General features: G+C 70.5%; 20 protein-coding genes. 6 read left to right on the top strand and 14 right to left on the bottom strand.

Features of this window, described 5'->3' with window-relative positions; genetic code table 11:
• Positions 1-1271 (bottom strand): tyrosine--tRNA ligase (gene tyrS / locus ACFWGZ_RS27590; RefSeq protein WP_382454488.1); only part of this gene is annotated, 1271 nt, incomplete at its 3' end.
• 113 nt (positions 1272-1384) lie between these two features.
• Between tyrS and ACFWGZ_RS27585 the strand changes: the two genes are divergently transcribed.
• Both ACFWGZ_RS27585 and ACFWGZ_RS27580 read left to right on the top strand, forming a co-directional pair.
• Positions 1385-1801: a hypothetical protein gene (locus ACFWGZ_RS27585; RefSeq protein WP_382454487.1), complete on the top strand. Its 417-nt coding sequence runs from the start codon at positions 1385-1387 to the stop codon at positions 1799-1801.
• Positions 1802-1812: 11 nt separating this feature from the next.
• Complete coding sequence (locus ACFWGZ_RS27580; RefSeq protein ID WP_382454486.1) at positions 1813-2853, top strand: toll/interleukin-1 receptor domain-containing protein; 1041 nt, start codon at positions 1813-1815, stop codon at positions 2851-2853.
• Here the strand turns inward: ACFWGZ_RS27580 and ACFWGZ_RS27575 are convergent.
• The 9 genes from ACFWGZ_RS27575 to argC are packed head-to-tail and all read right to left on the bottom strand — an operon-like array spanning position 2845 to position 10719.
• Positions 2845-3450, bottom strand: coding sequence for a DNA-3-methyladenine glycosylase (locus ACFWGZ_RS27575; RefSeq protein ID WP_382454485.1), 606 nt, complete (start codon positions 3448-3450; stop codon positions 2845-2847). The two genes, ACFWGZ_RS27580 and ACFWGZ_RS27575, sit on opposite strands and share 9 nt — an antisense overlap.
• The gene (gene argH, locus ACFWGZ_RS27570; protein WP_382454484.1) at positions 3440-4831 is read right to left on the bottom strand and encodes an argininosuccinate lyase; all 1392 of its coding nucleotides are present in this window, start codon (positions 4829-4831) and stop codon (positions 3440-3442) included. Before argH ends, ACFWGZ_RS27575 begins: the two co-directional genes overlap by 11 nt.
• Before the next feature lie 12 nt (positions 4832-4843).
• A complete protein-coding gene (locus ACFWGZ_RS27565; protein WP_382454483.1) occupies positions 4844-5110 on the bottom strand; it encodes an argininosuccinate synthase in 267 nt (88 codons plus the stop codon).
• Positions 5103-5588: an arginine repressor gene (locus ACFWGZ_RS27560; RefSeq protein ID WP_382454482.1), complete on the bottom strand. Its 486-nt coding sequence runs from the start codon at positions 5586-5588 to the stop codon at positions 5103-5105. The genes ACFWGZ_RS27565 and ACFWGZ_RS27560 overlap by 8 nt, the downstream gene beginning before the upstream one ends.
• Positions 5585-6517 (bottom strand): ornithine carbamoyltransferase, encoded by a 933-nt coding sequence (gene argF, locus ACFWGZ_RS27555; RefSeq protein ID WP_382454481.1) that lies wholly within the window; start codon positions 6515-6517, stop codon positions 5585-5587. Before argF ends, ACFWGZ_RS27560 begins: the two co-directional genes overlap by 4 nt.
• Positions 6514-7671, bottom strand: a complete 1158-nt coding sequence (locus ACFWGZ_RS27550) for an acetylornithine transaminase (protein WP_382454480.1) — start codon at positions 7669-7671, stop codon at positions 6514-6516. Before ACFWGZ_RS27550 ends, argF begins: the two co-directional genes overlap by 4 nt.
• Positions 7668-8540 carry an acetylglutamate kinase gene (gene argB / locus ACFWGZ_RS27545; protein ID WP_382454479.1) on the bottom strand — a complete coding sequence of 291 codons (873 nt, stop codon included), beginning with the start codon at positions 8538-8540 and terminating at the stop codon, positions 7668-7670. Before argB ends, ACFWGZ_RS27550 begins: the two co-directional genes overlap by 4 nt.
• A complete protein-coding gene (gene argJ, locus ACFWGZ_RS27540) occupies positions 8537-9709 on the bottom strand; it encodes a bifunctional glutamate N-acetyltransferase/amino-acid acetyltransferase ArgJ (protein WP_382454478.1) in 1173 nt (390 codons plus the stop codon). The genes argB and argJ overlap by 4 nt, the downstream gene beginning before the upstream one ends.
• Positions 9706-10719, bottom strand: a complete 1014-nt coding sequence (gene argC / locus ACFWGZ_RS27535; RefSeq protein WP_382454477.1) for an N-acetyl-gamma-glutamyl-phosphate reductase — start codon at positions 10717-10719, stop codon at positions 9706-9708. Before argC ends, argJ begins: the two co-directional genes overlap by 4 nt.
• Positions 10720-10833: 114 nt before the next feature.
• Between argC and ACFWGZ_RS27530 the strand changes: the two genes are divergently transcribed.
• Genes ACFWGZ_RS27530 through ACFWGZ_RS27520 form a run of 3 tightly spaced genes read left to right on the top strand, consistent with a single transcriptional unit; the run spans position 10834 to position 14454 of the window.
• Positions 10834-12324 carry a sensor histidine kinase gene (locus tag ACFWGZ_RS27530; RefSeq protein ID WP_382454476.1) on the top strand — a complete coding sequence of 497 codons (1491 nt, stop codon included), beginning with the start codon at positions 10834-10836 and terminating at the stop codon, positions 12322-12324.
• Positions 12321-13802 (top strand): sensor histidine kinase, encoded by a 1482-nt coding sequence (locus tag ACFWGZ_RS27525; protein ID WP_382454475.1) that lies wholly within the window; start codon positions 12321-12323, stop codon positions 13800-13802. The genes ACFWGZ_RS27530 and ACFWGZ_RS27525 overlap by 4 nt, the downstream gene beginning before the upstream one ends.
• A gap of 10 nt (positions 13803-13812) precedes the next feature.
• A complete protein-coding gene (locus tag ACFWGZ_RS27520) occupies positions 13813-14454 on the top strand; it encodes a response regulator (protein WP_382454474.1) in 642 nt (213 codons plus the stop codon).
• Here the strand turns inward: ACFWGZ_RS27520 and sthA are convergent, their stop codons facing one another.
• Positions 14455-15870 (bottom strand): Si-specific NAD(P)(+) transhydrogenase, encoded by a 1416-nt coding sequence (gene sthA / locus ACFWGZ_RS27515; protein WP_382454473.1) that lies wholly within the window; start codon positions 15868-15870, stop codon positions 14455-14457.
• 61 nt (positions 15871-15931) lie between these two features.
• Complete coding sequence (locus ACFWGZ_RS27510; protein ID WP_382454472.1) at positions 15932-16924, bottom strand: hypothetical protein; 993 nt, start codon at positions 16922-16924, stop codon at positions 15932-15934.
• A 146-nt stretch (positions 16925-17070) separates the two neighbouring features.
• Between ACFWGZ_RS27510 and ACFWGZ_RS27505 the strand changes: the two genes are divergently transcribed.
• Positions 17071-17739 (top strand): DNA alkylation repair protein, encoded by a 669-nt coding sequence (locus ACFWGZ_RS27505; protein WP_382454471.1) that lies wholly within the window; start codon positions 17071-17073, stop codon positions 17737-17739.
• On the opposite strand, the gene ACFWGZ_RS27500 is transcribed toward ACFWGZ_RS27505, so the two are convergent.
• Together ACFWGZ_RS27500 and ACFWGZ_RS27495 are read right to left on the bottom strand one after the other, a co-directional pair.
• Positions 17736-18233: a hypothetical protein gene (locus tag ACFWGZ_RS27500; protein WP_382454470.1), complete on the bottom strand. Its 498-nt coding sequence runs from the start codon at positions 18231-18233 to the stop codon at positions 17736-17738. The two genes, ACFWGZ_RS27505 and ACFWGZ_RS27500, sit on opposite strands and share 4 nt — an antisense overlap.
• A gap of 282 nt (positions 18234-18515) precedes the next feature.
• Positions 18516-18816 (bottom strand): hypothetical protein (locus tag ACFWGZ_RS27495; RefSeq protein WP_382454469.1); only part of this gene is annotated, 301 nt, incomplete at its 5' end.

The raw sequence follows: 18816 nt of genomic DNA, 5'->3' as shown, positions 1-18816 counted from the left end.
ACGCGGACGTGCACGCCGGCGTTGTTGCGCTTGCCGCGACGGAGCACCAGCCACTCGCCGTGGAGCAGGTCGTCCGCGGACGGCACCCACTCCTCGTCGGTGACCTTCACGTTGTTCACGTACGCGCCGCCCTCCTTCACCGTGCGCCGGGCAGCGCCCCGGCTGTCGGCCAGGCCGGTCACGACGAGCAGGTCGAGGATCGTCGGCGAGTCGGCCAGCCGCACCTCACCGGTCGGCGCCTCGGCCAGCGCGTTCGCGAGCGTCCTCAGGTCGAGGTCGCGCAGCTCGCCGCGGCCGAACAGCGCCGCCGACGCGAGGATGACCTGCTGCGTGGCCCGCTCGCCGTGCACCAGGTCGGTGAACTCCTGCGCGAGCCGCTTCTGCGCGGCCCGCTGGTGCGGCGCCTCCGCGGTCTGCTTCTCGAGCTCGTCGAGCTCCTCCCGGGACAGGAACGTGAACAGGCGCAGGTAGCGGAGCACGTCGGCGTCACCGACGTTCACGAAGTACTGGTACCAGGCGTACGGCGACGTCATCTCCGGGTCGAGCCACACGTTGCCGCCGCCGGTGGACTTGCCGAACTTCCGCCCCTCGGCGTCGGTGACCAGCGGTGCGGTCAGGGCGTGCACGTGCTTGCCCTCGACGCGCCGGATCAGGTCCACGCCGCCGACGATGTTGCCCCACTGGTCGGAGCCGCCGACCTGCAGCGCCGTGCCGTACTTGCGGTGCAGCTCCAGGTAGTCGTTGGACTGCAGCAGCAGGTAGCTGAACTCGGTGTAGGACATGCCGTCGGTCTCGAGCCGGCGCTTGACCGTCTCGCGCGACAGCATGACGTTGATCGAGAAGTGCTTGCCGACGTCGCGCAGGAACTCGAGCGCGGTGACCTGGCCGGTCCAGTTGAGGTTGTTCTCGACGACCGCGCCCGTGGGCGAGTCGTCGAACTCGACGAACCGCTCCAGCTGTCCGCGGATGCGCCCGGCCCACTCGGCGACGGTGTCGAGCGAGTTGAGCGTGCGCTCGCCGGTGTCGCGCGGGTCGCCGATCATGCCCGTGGCGCCGCCGGCCAGCACGATCGGCCGGTGGCCCGCCATCTGGAAGCGCTTGAGCATCAGCAGCGGGACCAGGTTGCCGGCGTGCAGCGACGGCGCCGTCGGGTCGAACCCGCAATAGAGGGTGAGCGGGCCGGCGTCCAGGTCCTTGCGGAGTGCTTCGAGGTCGGTGGACGTCGCGATCAGGCCGCGCCAGGACAGTTCGTCAAGGATGTGCTCGCTCACGGCACCGATTGTCTCCTACCTGGTCCAACAGGTTTCGACCTGGTACGCGTACGGGTACGCACGTGGGCATGACGGATCCACGTGATGCGGAGTTACGGCGGCCCACTGAACGCATGCCGCGCGTGAACGAACCGCACATGCCGCGGGTGAACGAGCCGGTGGTCGAAGAGGTCGTCGAACGTGACGCCGACTACCGCCGGGTGCGGACGGTGCGGACCGTCTGCGCGGTCATCGACGTCGTGTGCTGGATGTTCGCCATCGTGCTGTTGGTGCACATCTTCCTGGTGATCGCCGGCGCGAACACCGGCAACGGGTTCTTCCAGTTCGTGTCGGGCTGGGCGGACGGCATCACGCTCGGCCTGGACGGCCTGTTCACCCCGGACAACGCCGCCGTGGCGACGCTGCTCAACGAGGGCCTGGCCGCCATCCTGTGGCTGGTCATCGGTGCGCTGCTGACCAACCTGATCACGCGGATCGCGCTGCCCTCCGGCTACCGGCGGGCCTGGTACCGCAGGACGGTCAGGCCGTAAAGAATGGCGGGGTGGCCGAGTACGAGTTCGACGTCGCCCTGTCCTGTGCCGGGGAGGACCACGACCAGGTCCTCCCCGTCGTCGCGCTGCTGAAGGCGGCGGGCGTCGAGGTCTTCCACAGCCCCGAGCGCGAGACCGAGATGTGGGGGCTCGACCTGGTCGAGTACTTCTCGAAGGCGTTCAGCACTCGCGCGAGGTACGTGCTGCTCTTCAGCTCGCGGCACTACGTCGACAAGTGGTCGAGGCTGCAGAGCAGGACCGCTCTCGGGCAGGCGCTGGAACAGCACACGGAGTACGTGCTGCCGATCCGGCTCGACGACACGCCGGTCCCCGGGCTCTCCCCGCACGTGGGTTACCTGGACCTGCGCGTGCACCCGCCGGAGACGATCGCCGACGCCGTGGTGCAGAAGCTCGCGCAGCACCGCGCCGAGTTCACGCCCTCCACCCCGATCACGCCGCAGTCGGTGGCCGCGCTGGCGCGGGAGAAGCCGCGCGGCTGGGAGTACCTGCTCTACGTCACCGTGGTGGCGCAAGGGCTTTCCGCTCTGGAGCAGAAGTACCGGGAGCACTTCCTGCGGTACGCGCCGCGCAACGGCACCGTGGAGCACGGCAGCGGTATCACCCTGATCCGGGACCGCAACGTGCTGCTGGGCGAGATCATCAAGGTCGCGGTCGACACGGTGTTCACGGCGCGGACGCAGGAGGCCGCGTTCGGCGGGCCGGGCGTGCCGGGCGACCCCGACCGCATCGTGCACCTCGGTGAGCTGTTCGTGCGGACGTTCGACGAGATCCTCGACTGGGCCCGCGGCATCCACGGCACCAGTTACGCCGACGAGAACGCCCGCGCGGCGGCGCGCGTCCAGGCGCAGTTCGCGGACCAGCAGCTGCGGGCGATGCACGACGTCGCGCGTGACCTGCGCGAGGTGGCGGGCACGCTGGTCGAACGGCTGACGGCCGGCGAGCAGATCAGCATGACCGTGCCGCTGGTGTTCGAGGTGGACCCGGAGCTGGAGCGGGAGTTCAAGGCGGCGCTGGACCGGCTGTCACGCTGACCGGGGGCGCCGCTTCCCGCCGCGCTTGTACGTCGACACGGCCGGGGAGTCGATCCAGAACCGCCACGGCACGTCCATCGCCACGGCGACACCGACGCGCGGCCCGGAGAACACCTCCGTCACCGGCTCCCCCGCGTACAGCCGCACCGGCGAGTCGGCGGAGGTGAGGTCCACGCCGTTCTGCGACCGGTCGAGCCCGAGGACCTTGCACAGCCGTGCGGGTCCCTTGGCCAGTTCGGCGGCGGAACGCGAGGTGGGCCGCCGGGAGAACGCGACGTCTTCGCCGGAGACGACTTCGGCCGCGCGCAGCAGCACGGCCCCCGGAACGCCGTCGGTCAGCGACACGACGTTGGCGCAGAAGTGCATGCCGTAGACGAAGTAGACGTAGAGATGCCCGGCCGGACCGAACATCACCTCGTTGCGCGGGGTCTTGCCGCGGTAGCAGTGCGACGCCGGGTCGTCGCCGCCCCGGTAGGCCTCCACCTCGACGATGCGCACCCGCACGTCGCCCGCCTCCAGGAACGAGCCGAGGAGGAGCCGGGACGCGTCGACGGGGTCGACGGCCAGCTCCTCCTCGGTCAGCAGCCTAGAACTCACGCGCGGCGGCGGCCTTCGCGACGAGGGCGTCCAGCTGTTCGCGGACGCGGTCGGGTGCCGTGCCGCCGTGGGCGTTGCGCGACGCGATCGAGCCCTCGACCGTGAGCACGGACCGGACCTCGGGCGTCAGCGACGGCGAGATGGCGGCGAACTCCTCGTCGGTCAGGTCCTCCAGGCCGACGCCACGGGTCTCCGCCGCGCGCACGCACGCACCGGCGGCCTCGTGGGCCACGCGGAACGGGACGCCCTGGCGCACCAGCCACTCCGCGATGTCCGTCGCCAGCGTGAAGCCGGCGGGGGCGAGCGAGGCCATCCGCGCGACGTCGAACTTCAGCGTCGCGACCATGCCGGCGAACGCGGGCAGCAGGAGCTCGAGCTGCTCGACGCCGTCGAACAGCGGTTCCTTGTCCTCCTGCAGGTCGCGGTTGTAGGCGAGCGGCTGCGCCTTCAACGTCGCGAGCAGGCCCGCCAGGTTGCCGATCAGGCGGCCGGACTTGCCGCGCGCGAGCTCCGCGACGTCCGGGTTCTTCTTCTGCGGCATGATCGAGCTGCCGGTGGACCACGCGTCGTCGAGCACCGCGAAGCGGAACTCGGCGGTGGTCCAGATGATGACCTCCTCGGCGACGCGCGAGAGGTTCACGCTGATCATGGCCAGCACGAACGCGATCTCGGCGGCGAAGTCGCGCGAGGCGGTGCCGTCGATGGAGTTCTCGACCGGCGCGTAGAAGCCCAGGTCGGCGGCCACCTTCGCGGGGTCGAGGCCCAGCGAGGACCCGGCGAGCGCACCCGAGCCGTACGGGGAGAACCCGGCGCGCTTGTCCCAGTCGTGCAGGCGGTCGACGTCGCGCAGCAACGCGTGGGCGTGCGCGAGGAGGTGGTGCGACAGCAGCACGGGCTGCGCGGACTGCAGGTGCGTGCGGCCCGGCATCACGGCGCCGAAGTGCGTCTCGGACTGCGCGGCCAGCGCGTCGACCACGTCGAGCACACCGGCGGCGACCCGGCGGGCCGCGTCGCGCAGCCACATGCGGAAGAGCGTCGCCACCTGGTCGTTGCGGGACCGGCCGGCGCGCAGCTTGCCGCCCAGCTCGGTGCCGGCGCGGTCGATCAGGCCGCGTTCCAGGGCCGTGTGGACGTCCTCGTCCTCCAGCACCGGGGTGAAGGCGCCCGACTCGACGTCGGCGAGCAGCTCGTCGAGCGCCTTCTGCATGCCGGCCAGCTCGTCGTCGGTCAGCAGACCCGCGGCGTGCAGCACGCGGGCGTGCGCGCGCGAACCGGCGATGTCGTACGGCGCCAGCCGCCAGTCGAAGTGCGTCGACAGCGACAACCGCGCCATCGCCTCGGCCGGTCCCGACTCGAACCGGCCACCCCACAAAGAACTCATCAGACGCAACTTTCAGCTAGCGAAGTCGTACAGCGATTCTTCCGAACGGGCCACCAGCCCGACGACGCGCCCCTCGTACAGCGCGACGTCGACCTGACCGCAGCCCGACGGCAGGGCCATCCGCGCGACCCGGACCGCGACCGATCCGAGGCTGGAGCGGACCACGCCCGCGCGGAAGTTGAGCTCGCGGGCGGCCTCGGCGACGGAGACGGTCTCGCCGTCCACCGCCACGACCACACCCGCGTCGAACGTCAGGACGGCGTGCACGGGCTCATTCATCGACCGAACCCGAGGACAGCGCGGCGATCCGGTCGGCGAGCTCGGCGCCGGTCATCGGTTCGCGGGCCACGACGAGGATCGTGTCGTCGCCCGCGATCGTGCCGACGACCTCGTGCAACGCGGCCCGGTCGAGCGCGGAGGCCAGGAACTGCGCCGCGCCGGGCGGAGTGCGCAGGACGGCGAGGTTGGCCGACGAGTCCGTCGAGACCAGCAGCTCGCCGAGCACGCGCGCGAGCCGGGTCGTGCCGCCCTGGACACCGCGGACGGGGCTGCCGTCCTCGGGGATCACGTAGATCGGCGCGCCGCCGTCGGGGCCGCGCAGCTTGACCGCGCCGAGCTCGTCCAGGTCGCGCGAGAGCGTGGCCTGGGTGACGTCGATGCCCTCGGCGGCGAGGAGCTTCGCGAGCTCGGACTGGCTGCGGATGACGAGCTGGCTGACCATCTCGACGATGCGGCCCTGACGTGCGGTGCGGGTCATGACGACTGCTCCAGCAACCACACGAGGAGCGCCTTCTGCGCGTGCAGGCGGTTCTCGGCTTCCTGCCACACGAGCGACTGCGGGCCGTCGAGCACGTCGTCGGTGATCTCCCAGCCGCGGTGGGCCGGGAGGCAGTGCAGCACGGTGGAGTCCGGCTTGCCGGTCGCCGCCAGCAGCGACTCGTTCACCTGGTACGGGCGGAACGGGCCGACGCGGTCCTTGCCGTCGTTCTCCTGGCCCATCGACGTCCACGTGTCGGTGACCAGCACGTCCGAGCCGTCGACCGACCCGCGCGGGTCGCTGATCAGCGCCACCGAGCCGCCGGTCTCCGCGGCGCGCTTCTTCGCGTCCTCCAGGAACTGCGGGTTCGGCACGAACCCGGCGGGCGCGCCGATGCGGATGTGCATGCCGGCCGTGGCGCCGCCCAGCAGCAGCGAGTGCGCCATGTTGTTGGAGCCGTCGCCCAGGTAGGTGAGCGTCAGCCCGGCGAGCTTGCCGTAGCGGCGGCGGATCGTCTGCAGGTCGGCGAGCACCTGGCACGGGTGGAACTCGTCGGTCAGCGCGTTGACGACCGGGATGCGCGAGACGGACGCCATCGCGTCGATGCGGGCCTGCGCGAACGTCCGCCACACCACGGCGTCGACGTAGCCGGACAGGATCCGCGAGGTGTCCTCGATGGTCTCCTCGCGGCCGAGCTGCATCGAGCGGCCGTCGATGATCACCGGGTTGCCGCCGAGCTGCGCGATGCCGACCTCGAACGACAGGCGGGTGCGCGTCGAGTTCTTCTCGAAGATCACGGCGACGGACTTGGGGCCGGCCAGCGGCTTCGCGGTGAACCGGTCGGCCTTGTAGGCGTCGGCGAGGTCGAGGACCGCGGACTGCTCGTCGGTGTTCAGGCTGTCGTCGCGCAGGAAGTGCCTCGGGCTCACGGCGTCTCCTCGAAGAAGGTGGGGAGCGCGGCGACGAAGGCCTGCGCGTCGGAGGTCTCCAGCACGAGCGGCGGGGCGAGCCGCAGCACGTCGGGCTGGATCGGGTTGATCAGGTAACCGGCCTTCTGCGCGGCCGCCGCGGCCTTCGCCGAGACCGCCTCTCGCAGCGTGATGCCGAGCAACAGGCCGGCTCCCCGAACTCCGGAGATCGCGGGGTGGTGCAACGCCTCCACGCCCGCGGCGATCTCCTTGCCCACGGACGAGGCGTGCTCCAGCAGGCCTTCCGAGGCGATCGTGTCGAGCACGGCGAGACCGGCGGCGCAGCACACCGGGTTGCCGCCGTACGTCGTGCCGTGGTGACCCGGCTGGAACAGCTCCGCCGCCGCGCCGAAGCCGATGGTGGCGCCGAGCGGCAGGCCCCCGCCGATGCCCTTGGCGAGCGTGATGACGTCCGGCACGATCCCGGCCTGCTGGAACGCGAACCACGAGCCGAGGCGGCCGATGCCGGTCTGCACCTCGTCGAGGATGAACAGCGCGCCGTGCTCGGCGGTGATCCGGCGGGCTTCCTGCAGGTAACCGGCGGGCGGGACGACGACGCCCTGCTCACCCTGGATCGGCTCGACGATGAACGCCGCGGTGTCGTCGTCGATCGCCGCCTCCAGCGCCGCGACGTCGCCGAACGGGATGTGCGAGACGCCGGGCACGAGCGGTGCGAACGGCGCGCGCTTGGGCTCCTGGCCGGTCAGCGTGAGCGCGCCCATCGTGCGGCCGTGGAAGCCGCCGACCGTGGAGACGACCTTGGTGCGGCCGGTGAGGCGGGCCATCTTGAGCGCGGCCTCGTTGGCCTCGGCGCCGGAGTTGCAGAAGAAGACCTTGCCGGGCTCGCCCGCGAGGTCGAGGAGGCGTTCGGCGAGCTTGAGCGCGGGCTCGTTGACGTACAGGTTGCCGGTGTGGCCGAGCTTCGCGATCTGCGTGGACACGGCCTCGACGATCGCCGGGTGGGCGTGGCCGAGGGCGTTGACCGCGAGACCGGTCAGCAGGTCGACGTACCGGTTGCCGTCGGCGTCCCAGACGTGCGCGCCCTCACCGCGTTCGAGCTGCAACGACGGCGTGCCGTAGTTGTCCATCATGGACTGTTGCCAGCGAGTGGTCATTCGTTGTCCCCCAACACCATCGTGCCCACGCCTTCGGAGGTGAACACTTCGAGCAGAACGCTGTGCGCCAGCCGGCCGTCGATCACGTGCGCCTGCGGGACGCCGCCGCGCACCGCGCGCAGGCAGGCCTCCATCTTCGGCACCATGCCGCTCTCCAGGTCCGGCAGGATCTTCTCCAGCTCGGCGGCGCGGATCCGGTCCACCAGCGACGACTTGTCGGGCCAGTTCGAGTACAGGCCCTCGACGTCCGTGAGCACGACGAGCTTCTCGGCACCGAGGGCCACCGCGAGAGCGCCGGCCGCCGTGTCCGCGTTCACGTTGTGCGGCACGCCGTGGATGTCCGGCGCGACCGACGACACGACCGGGATGCGGCCCGCGCGGACGATGTCGAGCACCGCGTCCGGGTTGACCTCGGTGATGTCGCCGACGAGGCCGATGTCGACCTCCTCGCCGTCCACGAGCGCGCCCCGGCGGGTGGCGGTGAACAGGTGCGCGTCCTCGCCGGAGATGCCGACGGCGTAGGGGCCGTGCTGGTTGATCAGGCCGACGAGCTCGCGCCCGACCTGCCCGACCAGGACCATCCGCACGACGTCCATGGCCTCGGGCGTGGTGACGCGCAGGCCGCCGCGGAACTCGCTGTGGATGCCGAGCCGGTCGAGCATCGACTTGATCTGCGGGCCGCCGCCGTGCACGACGACCGGGCGCAGGCCGCACAGCCGCAGGAACACCATGTCCTCGGCGAACGCCTTCTTCAGCTCGTCGTCGACCATGGCGTTGCCGCCGTACTTGACCACGACGAGCGCGCCGCGGAAGCGCTCCAGCCACGGCAGCGCCTCGACGAGGACCGCCGCTTTCTCTTGTGCGTTCATGAGGAGTACGCGCTGTTCTCTTCGACGTAGTCGTGGGACAGGTCCGTGGTGAGCACGGTGGCCTCGGCGTCGCCGACGTTGAGGTCGATGACGATCTCGATCTCGCGGCCGGACAGGTCGGCCTCGGATCGGTCGCGGTCGCGCGTGCCGTTGCGGTACAACGACACGCCGTTGATCAGGATCTGCAGGACGTCCGGGTCGATCTCGGCGTCCGCGCGGCCCAGCGCCATCGCGATGCGGCCCCAGTTCGGGTCGCTGCCGAACAGCGCGGTCTTCACGAGGTTGTCCTCGGCGACCGTCCGTCCGACGTGGACGGCCTCGGCCTCGGTGGCGGCCTGCCTGACCGTGATGCTGATCTCCTTCGTCACGCCCTCGGCGTCGCCCTGGAGCTGCTTGACCAGGTCGCCCGCGACCTCGGTCAGCAACGCGGCGAAGTCGTCGAACGACGGCTCGACGCCCGAGGCGCCGGAGGCCAGCACGAGCACGGTGTCGTTGGTGGACGTGCCGCCGTCGACGTCGAGGCGGTCGAACGTGCGCGAGGTGGCCTGGCGCAACGCCTTGTCGAGCTGCTCGCCGGAGATCTCGGCGTCGGTCGTGATGACCGACAGCATCGTGGCCATGTTCGGGGCGAGCATGCCCGCGCCCTTCACGAACCCGCCGACCGACCAGCCCTGCTCGGAGGCCTTCCACGACTGCTTCGGGCGGCTGTCCGTGGTCATCACGCCGGTGGCGGCGGCGAGACCGGCTTCGACGGACGAGTCCAGCTCCTTCGCCGCGCTCTCGACGCCCGCGAGGACCTTGTCCATCGGCAGGCGCTCGCCGATCAGGCCGGTGGAGCACACCGCGACGTCGACGGCACCGGCGCCGAGCACCTCGGCGACCTTCTCGGCGGTGGCGTGCGTGTCCTGGAAGCCCTCGGGACCGGTGCACGCGTTGGCGCCGCCGGAGTTGAGCACGACCGCGGTCAGTCGCCGCGACTGGACCACCTGCTGCGACCACAACACCGGCGCGGCCTTCACCTTGTTCGTGGTGAAGACGCCGGCGGCGGCGTCGGACGGCCCGTCGTTGACGACGAGCGTGAGGTCCGGCGCGCCGGACTCCTTGATCCCGGCGGCGATCCCGGCGGCCCGGAAGCCCTTCGGTCCGGTGACGCCCTTGCTGCGGTTCACGGAGCTACTCCAACGGTCGAGAGGCCGGACGTTTCCGGCAGGCCGAGAGCGAGGTTCATGCACTGGACGGCGGCACCCGCGGTGCCCTTGGCCAGGTTGTCGACGGCGGCCACGACCACGAGCCGGCCCAGGTCGGAGTCGACGGCGACCTGCAGCTGGACGGCGTTCGAGCCCAGCACTGCGTTCGTCGTCGGCCAGAAGCCCTCGGGCAGCAGGTGCACGAACGGCTCGTCCGCGTACGCCTTCTCGTAGGCCTCGCGAACGTGGGAGCCGTCCTTCAGCCGGGCCGTGCAGGTGGCGAGGATGCCCCGCGACATCGGCGCGAGCACCGGCGTGAAGCTGACCTTGATCGGGCGGCCCGCGGCGGCGCTCAGGTTCTGGGTGATCTCCGGCGTGTGGCGGTGCGCACCACCGACGCCGTAGGCGCTGGCCGAGCCCATGACCTCGGAGCCGAGCAGGGTCGTCTTGAGCGACTTGCCCGCGCCGGACGTGCCGGACACGGCGACGACGACCACCTCGTCCTCGATCAGGCCGACGGCCGGCGCCAGGGCGAGCGAGGACACCGTCGGGTAGCAGCCGGGAACGGCCACGCGGCGGGCGCCGACGAGCGCGTCCCGCTGACCGGGAAGCTCCGGCAGGCCGTACGGCCACGACCCGGCGTGCTCCCCGCCGTACCACCGCGTCCAGTCGTCGGCGCTGGTCAGGCGGTGATCGGCGCCGCAGTCGATCACGACCGTGCTGTCGCCGAGCTGCTCGGCGATGGCGGCCGAGTGGCCGTGCGGAAGTGCGAGGAACACCACGTCGTGCCCTGCGAGGGTCTCGGCTGTGGTGTCTTGTAGGCGGCGGTCCGCGAGCGGCAGGAGGTGCGGCTGGTGCTTGAGCAGCAGGTCACCGGCGCTGCTGTGCGCTGTCAGCGCGCCGATCTCGACGTCCGGATGTCCCAGTAGCAGGCGGAGCAGCTCGCCACCCGCGTACCCGCTGGCGCCCGCGACCGCGATCCTCACTGTCATACGCATGATTATGCACGGTCATGCAAACTCACTCAACAGACTGTGGCCACCTGTCCACCCGAACGGGCCACCTGGCGCTGGGACCCGATGGGACCGTCGCGCATGATGATCAGCGTGAACGTGAAGGTGCGCGACGGGCTGTGGATGGCCACCGCCTTCCTGCTGGCGCTCGTGACGCTGGTGGCGCCCCTGGGCAGACCCGGTCAGTGGTGGCTCGTGGTCGCGTCCGCGGTGTGGGCGGCCGCTCTGGTGCCGATGAGCGCGCGCCGGCCCACGTGGGCGATCGTGCTCACGGCTCCGCTGAACGCGGTCAACAACCTGCTCGCGCTCGCCCCGACGTCGCTCGTGATCTTCCGCGCCGCCCGGTCCGTGCGCTCGCAGGGCAGGCTGTGGGCGCTGATCGGCGTCACCGCGGTGCTGCAGTCGGCGTTCGGCGCCCTCTACTCGTGGCGCGCGGGGGACGACCCGCTCGAGTACGTGCTCGGCACCGGGTTCACCGTGGTGTTCCTGCTGGTCTTCCCCGCCGTCGCCGGGTGGCTGATCGGGCGCCGCAAGCCGTTGACGCAGGTCCTGATGGAGCGCAACGACTACTTGGAGCACGCCCGCGAACTGACCGCGAGCACCGCGAGGTCGGCGACACGCGCGCACATCGCGAGCGAGATGCACGACATGCTCAGCCACCGGCTCCGCCAGCTTACCGCGCACGCGGCCACGCTGGAGCGCTCGGCCGCCGAACAGGCACCGGAGCTGCGGGAACAGGTCGAGCTGATCCGCAAGACGTCCGTGGTCGCGATGGACGAACTGCGCGAGATCCTCGGCGTGCTCGGCACGTCGACCGACTCCGACGAGGACGCCGGTACGCGCGCGGACGTCGAACGGCTCGTGGCCGCGTCTGCTGCCGCGGGTGTGTCCGTCCTCTTGGACTGGACGGGCGACGATCTGTCCGATGCCGACCCACGACTGCGCAGAGCAGTGCATCGGGTCGTGCGCGAAGCACTCACGAACGTGCACAAGCACGCGCCGTCCGCACGAACGCGCGTCTCGGTGCACGTGGCCGACCGCGTGCGCGTCGAGGTGGTCAACGGCATGAGCGGCGAGCCGCGTGGTGCCGGTACCCGGCGCGGCCTCATCGGCCTGGAGGAACGGGTCGCGCTGATCGGTGGCACGTTCGACGCGCGCCCGTCCGCGGGCGGGTTCCGGGTGGTGGCCGACCTGCCGTCGCGTCCGGTGGTGCAGGAGGAGAAGGGCGTGACGGGGACCGTCGTGGAGGCGCCGCCCCCGATCACGGCCGAGGTCCTGACCGTGCCGCGCGTGGTCGGCGGCGGCTGCCTCGCCGCGCTCGCGGTCGTCCCGGCGATCGGCACGGCGTTCGTGCTGCTGATCGTCGCGGTCTTCGGCCGCGGCGAGATGAGCAGGGAGGAGTTCGACGGCCTGCAGGTCTCGGTGGTGCACGAGGAGGAGATCACCGAGACGTACGGGTTCGGCGTCGCCTCCGACAACGCGGGCTGCTCCCGCTACCACGCGAGCGACTCGGACGAGATCGACTTCGAGCTGTGCTTCGACGACTACGGCGTGCTGGACGCGAAGAAGGAGCTGGCCCGATGAGGTTCGTCCGGCCCGCGTTGGCGTTCCTGGTCGGCCTGGTGCCGCTGGTCGCCCCGCTCGCCCCGGTCCCCCACCCGCTGCTGACGGCCGGCACCGCGCTGTGGATCGCGGCGCTGGTGTGGCTGGTGCCGCACAAGCCGGTCTGGGCGCTGCTGCTCACGGCACCGCTGTTCGCGGTCAACAACCTGTGGGCGCAGGCCGTCACGATGTTCGTGGTCTTCGCGGCCTGCCGCCGGATCACCCCGCTGGGCAGGCTGTGGGCGCTGCTCGGCGTGATGGTCGTGCTGCAGGGAGGGTTCAGCCAGCTCCAGGAGAGCTACCGGTCCATGCCGCTGTGGGAGGCGATCTTCGGCGCGGTCGCCGGTGCGATCTTCTTCGTGCTGTTCCCCGCCGTCTCGGGCATGCTGCTGGGCCGGCGCAGGCCGATGGTCCGGCTCCTGCAGGAACGCAACGAGTACCTGGAACGCGCGCGGGCCCTGACCGCCACCTCGGCCCGTTCCGACGAACGCGCCCACATCGCGGGCGAGATGCACGACATGCTCGGCCACCGCCTGAGCCTGATCTCCATCCACGCCGGCGCCTTGGAGCTCGCGACCGCCAGCAAGGCGCCCCAGCTGCACGAGCAGGCCGAGCTGATCCGCACCACCTCGTCCCTCGCGATGGCGGAGCTGCGGGAGATCCTCGGCGTCCTGCGCACCAACCCGGAACCCGAGTCCCTGGACGAGGACACCGGCACCCGTTCCGACATCGCCGCCCTCGTGGACAGCTCGGCCGCGGCGGGCCTGACCGTCTCCCTCGACTGGTCGGGCGACGACCTGCACGGAGCCGACCCGCGCACCCGCCGGGCCGTGCACCGGATGGTCCGCGAGGCCCTGACGAACGTCCACAAGCACGCCCCCGCGTCCCGGGCCCGCGTGCAGGTGGCCGTCCAGGGCGGACGTGCCCGCATCCAGGTCCTCAACGGCCCGTCGGACTCGGCCCCCGGCAAGGGCACCCGCCGGGGCCTGATCGGCCTGGAGGAACGCGTCGGCCTGCTCGGCGGCTCGTTCAGCGCGGGACCGCCGGTGGAAGGCGGTTTCCGCGTCGCGGCGGACGTCCCGCTGCACCCCGCGACCCAGTCCGAGCAGACCGTGGCGGAGGTGCAGGAGGTCCCGCCACCGCCGGCGGCCGAGATCCTGACGGTGCCGCGGGTGGTGGGCGGCGGCTGCCTGGGACTGCTGGCGCTGCTGCCCATCGCGGGCGCCCTGGCGGTGCTGCTGCTGTTCGCGTTGTTCAACCCCACGCAGATGAACGCGCCGTACTTCGACTCGCTGAAGGTGGGCGTCACCTCGGAGGACGAGGTCATGGAGCAGTTCGGGGTGGGACAGCTCGGGGTGGACGGCTGCTCCCGGTTCCGGACCTCGCACAACCCGGAGCTCGTCTACAAGCTGTGCTTCCGGGACGGCAAACTGGACGCGAAGGAACAGGAACGCCCGTAGTCTGGCCCGCGTGATCCGAGTTCTCATCGCCGACGACGAGACCCTGATGCGCGCCGGCATCCGCCTGATCCTGGAGAACGACCCCGAGATCACCGTCGTGGCCGAGGCGAACGACGGCAGGCAGGCCGTGGAACTGACGGCTCGGCACATCGTCGACGTGGCCCTGCTGGACATCCGGATGCCCGGCGGCGACGGCCTCAAGGCCGCGGAGCAGATCGCCAAGACCACGAACGTCGTCATGCTCACGACGTTCGGCGAGGACTCCTACGTCGCCCAGGCCCTCAAGGTCGGCGCGACGGGGTTCCTGCTCAAGGACACCCCGCCCCAGGACCTGATCAACGCCGTCCGCAAGGCCGTCGCGGGCGAGCCGATCCTCGCCCCGCAGATCACCAAGCGCCTGATCGAACGCCACCTGACCGCACCGGACGACGGCTCGGCCGCGCGCCGCAAGATCGACGCGCTCACCGAGACCGAGCGCACCGTGCTGGAACTGGTCGGCGAGGGACTGTCCAACACCGAGATCGGCGAGCAGCTCTACATGGCGACCGGCACGGTGAAGGCGCACATCAGCCGGATCCTGCCCAAGCTCGAGGTCGCCAACCGCGTGCAGGCCGCCATCGTGGCCCACGACGGCGGCCTCACCCGGTCCTGATCAGCGGGTCGTGAAGCGGTCCAGGGCGCGGATCTTGTTCGTGGCGTCCAGGGCCGCGACCTTGTAGGCCTCCGACAGGGTCGGGTAGTTGAAGACCGTGTCCACGAGGTAGTCGACCGTGCCGCCGCAGCCCATCACGGCCTGGCCGATGTGCACGAGGTCCGTGGCACCGGTGCCGAAGACGTGCACACCGAGGATCTTGCGGTCCACAGTGGACACGAGCAGCTTCAGCATGCCGTAGGCGTCACCGACGATCTGGCCGCGCGCCAGCTCGCGGTAGCGCGAGATGCCGACCTCGTAGGGCACCGCCGACGACGTCAGCTCGGCTTCCGTGGCACCGCAGTAGGAGATCTCCGGGATCGTGTAGATGCCGATGGGCTGCAACGCGGTCAGCTCGTGCACCGGCTCGCCGAACGCGTGGTAGGCGGCGAGGCGGCCCTGGTCCATCGACGTCGCGGCGAGCGCCGGGAAGCCGATCACGTCACCGACGGCGTAGATGTGCTCGACGGGCGTGCGGTAGTGCTCGTCGACGGACAGGCGGCCGCGGCGGTCGGCCTCGAGGCCGGCGGCGGCGAGGTCCAGGTGGTCGGTGCAGCCCTGGCGGCCCGCCGAGTACATGACGGCGGCGGCCGGGATGCGCTTGCCGGAGGCCAGGGTCGTGATGGTGCCGGACTCCGACACCGAGACGTCGACGACCTTCTCGTCGAACCGGAACGTGACGGCGAGGTCGCGCAGGTGGAACTTCAGCGACTCGACGATCTCCGGGTCGCAGAAGTCGAGCATCCGCTCGCGCTGCTCGACGACCGTCACCCGGCTGCCCAGCGCGGCGAACATCGACGCGTACTCGATGCCGATCACGCCGGCGCCGACGACGACCAGCGACGACGGGATCTCGTTGAGGGCGAACACCTCGTCGGAGTCGAGGATGCGCTCCTCGTCGAAGTCCACGACGGACGGACGCGCGGGGGTCGTGCCGGTCGCGATCACGATGTACTCACCGCTGATCGTCGTCCGGTCGTTGCGGTGGTTCCCTTCCACCGCAACGGTGTGCTCGTCGACGAACCGTCCGAACCCGTTGAGCAGGTCGATGCCGTTGCGGTGCAGCTGCGCGCGCACGACCTGGACCTCGCGGCCGATCACGTGCTGCGTGCGGGCCATCAGGTCGTTGATGGTGATGTCCTGCTTGACGCGGTAGCTCGCGCCGTACAGCTCGCGCTGGCTCATGCCCGTCAGGTACATGACGGCTTCGCGGAGCGTCTTCGACGGGATGGTGCCCGTGTTGGCGCACACGCCGCCGATCATCTCCTGCTTGTCGATGACCGCCACGCGCTTGCCCAGTTTCGCACCCGCGATCGCCGCTTTCTGGCCGCCAGGACCAGAGCCGATGACGATCAGGTCGTAGTCGTACGGCGTCATGGTCAGCAGCCTACTTCGACTGATCCGTTTCCACCCCTGAACGACGAATGAATCCGCGCGGTCACGGCACGTCACGGCCGCCGAACGGGCTGAGCAGGTCGAGCAGCCTGGCGGTGGCGCGGTACTCGGCCACGCGGTCCGCGAACGGCCTCGTGACGATCTTGCGCACGCTGTCGGCCGGCAACCGCTCGTAGGCCGGGACCGTGTCGTTGCTGAGGAAGTCCCAGCGGTCCTCGCGGTCGGCGTAGTTGAACGCGGGCAGCGGCCCCCCGAACAGCGGCCGGTACCGCGCGGGCGTCCTGCCGCCCGGCACCGGCATCGGGCCGGCGACGGTGATCGCGTACGTGACGACCTCGCCGGGCGGCAGCAGCCGCGAGCGCATCCGGTCGAACTGGTCCGGGATCACCAGGTTCTGCTCGCGCGACGAGAACTCCAGCACCGCCTGCGCCGGGTCGGCCCACGCCGCGGTGGTGCCCGGGTCGATGATCCCCGCGTCGCGCAGTTCCTCCACGGCCTGCACGCCACCGTGCAGATAGGCGGCGTGCATCGCGCCGAGGTCCATGAAGATGTGCTTCTGCATCGACATCAGCATCGACGAGAACCAGCGCAGTTCCGGCACCGTGCCGAAGTCGAGCATGCCCGCGGCGAACGCGGGCGCGCCGATGTTCGCGAATCCCATCCACCTCAGCGATTCCGGGTGGGTGAGGTACAACTTCGCGTAGAAGTCGTACACGCCGAAGATCGTCGAACGGTTCGAGTCGGCACTGCCCTGCGGATCCCAGTCGGCGAGCCGCACGCCCGCTTCATCGGCGGCGCGCACAATCCAGTACTGCCACAACAACGCTTTGAACCGGACCGGCGAGATGCCCTTGTCCCGGTTCGACTTCAACGCCTGCTCGAGCGCGGCGCGGTCGTACGGCAGGTCGGGGTGCACGCCACCCCGTTCCTCGCCGTTCCCGTTGACCAGCGGCAGATCCAGGTAGTCCACCGTCTCCGCCTTGGTGGCACCCATGCTGCCGAGCACGAGCGCCGCCACCACCATGAGCACGCGCATGAACGCGAACTGTATCCGGAACGCGCGCGTTTTCTGTTCACACCCGTGCGTGGTCAAAGGATGCTTTGCGAATTCGTTAGCGATTGTGACACGAATGGGGCCAATAATCTCAACAGGGCTACTCCTTATGGCTATACCGTTTGGGTGTGAGACTTGAGGTTCCCTTGATCGAAGCCGTTCGAGCCGGACTCGAGGAGCGCGCCGATTCGCGCAAAGCGCAGGAGATGCAGGCGTACATGAAGTCCGCCATGCCGTTCCTCGGCGTGCAAAAACCGGGACGCGCCGAGCTGCTGAAGTCGCTGCCCCCGGTGCACGACCGCGCCGAGTGGCTCGAGGCGGTGCAGACGCTGTGGCGCGAGGCGACCTACCGCGAGGAGCGCTACGTCGCACTGGCGCTGAGCGGCGACCGGCGGTTCCAGTCGGCCGACCTGCTGCCGTGGTTCGACGAGATGGTCGTGACCGGCGCGTGGTGGGACTACGTGGACGAGATCGCGTCGAAGCGGATCGGCCCGCTCCTGCGCTCCGCGCCCGGCGTCGTGCGTCCGCTGGTGCTGGAGTGGTCGGCCGACGCGGACCGGTGGCGGCGGCGCACGTCGGTGATCTGCCAGCTCGGCGCGAAGGACGCGACCGACGTCGACCTGCTCACGGCGTGCATCGACGCGAACGCGGCCGACCCGGACTTCTTCCTGCGCAAGGGGATCGGGTGGGCACTGCGGGAGTTCGCGAAGACCGAACCGGGCTGGGTGCGGTCGTTCGTGGAGGCGAGGCCCGAGCTGTCCCCGCTGTCACGACGAGAGGCGCTCAAGCACTTCTAGCCGTGCTTGGCCCGGCCCGAGTAGGTGAGCGGGAAGACGAGTTCGGCGCACGCCGCCGGCACGTCCTTCGACACCTGGACCTTCATGGTCACCTCGACCGCCCCGCCCGCCGGGATCTCCACGACGTCGGTGAGCGGCACGACCGTCAGCACCCCGGCCGGGCACCCGGCGACGCGCTGCTGCGTGGCGTCGAGCGGCTGACCGGGCACCGCCGACAGGCTCTCGACGATGATGTCGACCGCGTTGGGGTTGGAGAGCCGCACCTTGCGCTCCCCCTCGGCACCCGGCGTGAGCTCCACCGGCGCGCCGGAGATGTCGTTGATCTCGAACGGCTGGAGCTGCTGCATGTCCGACTCGCCGCTGCTCACCGAGTACGCCATGGCGGGGCGCTGCGGTTCCGGCCACGTGAGGTGCATGGCCGCGACGACAGCCGCGCCGAGCATGAGGATCGTCAACGACACGGCGACCTCGAGGCGCGGACCCAGACTACGCATGGCGCAACTCTCCAGAGTTGTTGCTCCCAGGCGGTGGGCTCGCCTCTAGCTCCCCACCGGACCGGCGACCAGACTCGCCCGGTGGTTCATCGCTTCGCCCCTCGGCCCAGCGGGCCGCGTCGACAATCTTGGAGAAGCTTCACCTGCCGCGCAAGCGTCCGACGGGCGCCGATTTCCCCTTGTGATGAGGGACTTTCGGCACCTTGACAGCTACGCAGGGCCACCACCTGCTGATTTGACCCCAAATCCCGGTGGGCGAGGTTCAGCCGATCGAGGGAATTCCTATGGGCAGTTTCGGGGAACCACCGCACTGGACCACGTGGTCCCGGCGAGCGCCTGCACCTGAGTGCGCTTCACGCCCGCGTTGCCGGTGGCGTACGAGGTGCCGGACTTGACGCGGATCGGACCGGTGAAGTTCCCGTTGTTGGCGCTCCACCACACGTCGTACTCGGTGGCTCCGGCGACGGCCGTCCAGGAGATCACCCCGGCGGCGCTGCAGGCGATCCCGCTCACGTTCGCGAGCACACCGGCCTTGGCACCAGCGGATCCCTGCCCGCTGGTGCTCCAAGCCGCCGCCGCGGGC

Source organism: Lentzea sp. NPDC060358 (assembly GCF_042725365.1).
In the GTDB taxonomy this organism is placed as follows: domain Bacteria; phylum Actinomycetota; class Actinomycetes; order Mycobacteriales; family Pseudonocardiaceae; genus Lentzea.
This window is presented reverse-complemented; position numbering and strand designations above follow the sequence as displayed.